This window comes from Candidatus Synechococcus spongiarum SH4 (assembly GCF_000586015.1).
Classification (GTDB): domain Bacteria; phylum Cyanobacteriota; class Cyanobacteriia; order PCC-6307; family Cyanobiaceae; genus Synechococcus_B; species Synechococcus_B spongiarum_F.
In genome coordinates, this window is the sequence record NZ_JENA01000204.1 from 1 (window position 1) to 2,921 (window position 2,921).

The following is a 2,921-nucleotide window of genomic DNA, read 5'->3' on the forward strand; positions in this document are numbered from 1 at the left end:
GGATCAACTCACCCCGCGCCCGGGTTGCGCCATGGAGTTCCGCGCCAATGGCGCGGGGGGCTTTACGGGCTGTGTGGAACCCGGTTGCCGCTGTCTGATTCCCCGGGACGGCCAGCTCACCTATCTGGTGAGCGAGGTGGAGATGGACGAGGAGCGGTGGATCAGCCGTGATCGGGGGTTTGACCCCCGGACCCATGACCAGCGCTGGGGCTCGGAGCATGGGGCGCTGCGCTTCCGCCGCACCGGGCGTTACGATCAAGCCGTTGGCCCCCATTGGCTCCAGGCTGCAAGGGGTGTCCGATTGTAAAGCTTAGGCGAGGGAAGCACTTTCCTCTCTGAGAATAGGGGCGTCCGTAATGGCCAGCCCCGAGGCAGCCAGGCCGGTGAGGGAAGGTCTCAACCTGCTGAGGCTTGGTCCTCCCTCCCTGAATTGACTGTTCCCTGGGTGCTGGCCAGGTAGGGGCGGAGGCTTTGTCCGCCTCTGTTTGCCAAACATCCTTCGACCCATCGTCGAGACCAGGAGCCTTTCTTCAATGTTTGACGCCTTCACCAAGGTTGTTGCCCAGGCTGACGCCCGGGGTGAGTTCATCAGCGCCGGTCAGCTTGACGGCCTTGCCGCCATCGTTGCCGACAGCAACAAGCGCATGGATGCGGTGAACCGCATCACATCCAACTCCTCCACCATCGTGGCCAGCGCTGCCCGCAGCCTCTTCGCCGAGCAGCCCTCTCTGATTGCCCCCGGTGGCAACGCCTATACCCATCGCCGCATGGCCGCCTGCCTGCGGGACATGGAAATCATCCTCCGCTACGTCACCTATGCCGTCTTCACCGGTGACGCCAGCGCCCTGGAGGACCGTTGCCTGAACGGTCTGCGGGAAACGTACCTGGCCCTGGGAGTGCCTGGCGCTTCTGTTGCAGAGTCCGTCCGCAAGATGAAGGACACTGCCATCTCCATCGTCAACGACCGCACCGGCATCACCTCCGGCGACTGCACCTCCCTCGTTTCTGAGATCGGCCTCTACTTCGATCGCGCCGCCGCCGCTGTGGCCTGAGCCAGGCCCTAACTTCACTCTCAACTCTTTTCATCGTTTTCCATGAAAACCCCCCTCACCGAAGCTGTCGCCGCTGCCGATTCCCAGGCGCGCTTCCTCTCCAACAGCGAGATGCAGTCCGCCCTGGGCCGCTTCGGCCATGCCAACGACTGCCTCGCCGCCGCCAAAGCTCTCACCTCCAAGGCCGACAGTCTGGTGAACGGCGCCACCCAGGCCGTCTACAACAAGTTCCCCTACACCACCCAGATGCAGGGGAACCAATATGCCTCCACCCCGGAAGGCAAGGCCAAGTGCGCCCGGGACGTGGGCTACTACCTGCGCATGGTCACCTACTGCCTGGTGGCTGGCGGCACCGGCCCGATGGACGACTACCTGATTGCCGGCCTTGAAGAGATCAACCGCACCTTCGAGTTGTCCCCCTCCTGGTACGTGGAAGCTCTGAAGTACATCAAGGCCAACCACGGCCTCAGCGGTGATCCCGCCACCGAGGCCAACACCTACATCGACTACGCCATCAACGCCCTCGTCTGAACCCGCCTGCCGGTTCGGCATCTGGTTGATGTCAGGATGGAGCCCTCTGTGGGCTCCTTTTTTCTGCTTTTTCCATTTCCATGCCGCAAGGGACGCCCCTCAACGAAGCCCAGGCTCTGGACTGGTTGCGCCAGTTGGAGGATCCGGGGCAGCGCTACTACGCCGCCTGGTGGCTGGGGCGGATGCGCTCCCGCCATCCTGAGGCGGTCCCCCTGCTGATCCAGGCCCTGACGGATCGGGGTCCGCGCCCTGATCCCGCAAGTGGCATTGAGGAGCCCAATCCCGTCGCCCGCAATGCGGCCCGCGCCCTGGGAAAACTGGCCGATTCCCAAGCTGTTGATCCCCTGCTGGAAGCTTTGGAGTCCTCCGATGATGGGTTACGGGAGGCGGCGGCCCGATCCCTGGGCCAACTGGGCGCCCTGAAGGCGCGGCGGCCCATGCTGCGGCGCCTAGCGCCGGGACCGCTGCTTGCAGGGGCCCCCCGTCCCGGCACCAGCCGGCTGATGGAACCCTGTGAGGCGCTCCTGGAAGCCCTGGGGGCCCTGGGTTGGCGGGAGGAGGACGGGTCCACAATCACGGGCCGTGACCGTGAACCGGTGCTGGCGGTGGTGCGCTCCTATGGGGACCATGAACGCCCGCTGATCCGCTCTGCCGCCTATCGGAGCCTGCTGCAACTCACCCGGGAGGATTGCTGGGGTGAGCAGTTGGTCCACCTGCTGCAGCACAACGAGCTGCAGGTGCGTCGTGCAGCCCTGCTGGATCTGGGGGTTACCGGCTGGCGGTCGGCGGGCGCCGCCATTGCCCGGACCCTGGCGGAGAACAGCCTGAAACTCATTGCCCTGCGGGGCCTGGTGGAAAACAGCCCGGCGCGGAACCGGACCAGCCCATCCCCCTCGCCGGAGGAGGTGGAGTTGCTGGCGGCCATGGATGATCTTCTCTAATCCGCCCGACCCCATGCCCTCCACGCCCCCCGATCCCCGCCAAGTGCAAGCCCTCATGGATGCCGTGCAGGCCGCCCAGACCGCGGACGACCTCACCGATGCGGTGGAATGCCTCTCCGCCTCCCCTCATCCCATGGCCATCCCCTGTCTGATTCAGGTGCTGGGCTTTAACAACCCTGGTGCGGCGGTGGCGGCGGTGGATGGGTTGGTGGCCGTTGGTTCTGCGGCGGTGCCGGCCATCCTCGCCAATCTGGACGACTACAACTACGGCGCCAGGGCCTGGAGTGTGCGGGCCTTGGCGGGGATTGGGGATCTGCGGGGGCTGCCCTTGCTGGAGCGGGCCTTGGCCCAGGATATCGGCCCCAGTGTGCGCCGGGCGGCGGCCCGGGGCATGGGC

Annotated in this window: 5 protein-coding genes; all 5 read left to right on the top strand. The window is 65.7% G+C overall.

What is annotated here, in order from left to right; all coding sequences use genetic code 11:
- The coding region (locus BG35_RS0108400; RefSeq protein WP_025782476.1) for a CpcT/CpeT family chromophore lyase at positions 1-307 on the top strand (307 nt) is incomplete at its 5' end.
- 226 nt (positions 308-533) lie between these two features.
- The gene (gene cpcB / locus BG35_RS0108405) at positions 534-1,052 is read left to right on the top strand and encodes a C-phycocyanin subunit beta (protein ID WP_025782477.1); all 519 of its coding nucleotides are present in this window, start codon (positions 534-536) and stop codon (positions 1,050-1,052) included.
- A 42-nt stretch (positions 1,053-1,094) separates the two neighbouring features.
- Positions 1,095-1,583: a C-phycocyanin subunit alpha gene (gene cpcA / locus BG35_RS0108410; protein ID WP_025782478.1), complete on the top strand. Its 489-nt coding sequence runs from the start codon at positions 1,095-1,097 to the stop codon at positions 1,581-1,583.
- Between the two features lie 80 nt (positions 1,584-1,663).
- Positions 1,664-2,524 carry a HEAT repeat domain-containing protein gene (locus BG35_RS0108415; RefSeq protein ID WP_025782479.1) on the top strand — a complete coding sequence of 287 codons (861 nt, stop codon included), beginning with the start codon at positions 1,664-1,666 and terminating at the stop codon, positions 2,522-2,524.
- A 13-nt stretch (positions 2,525-2,537) separates the two neighbouring features.
- Positions 2,538-2,921: HEAT repeat domain-containing protein (locus BG35_RS0108420; protein WP_025782480.1), on the top strand; the 384-nt coding region annotated here is incomplete at its 3' end.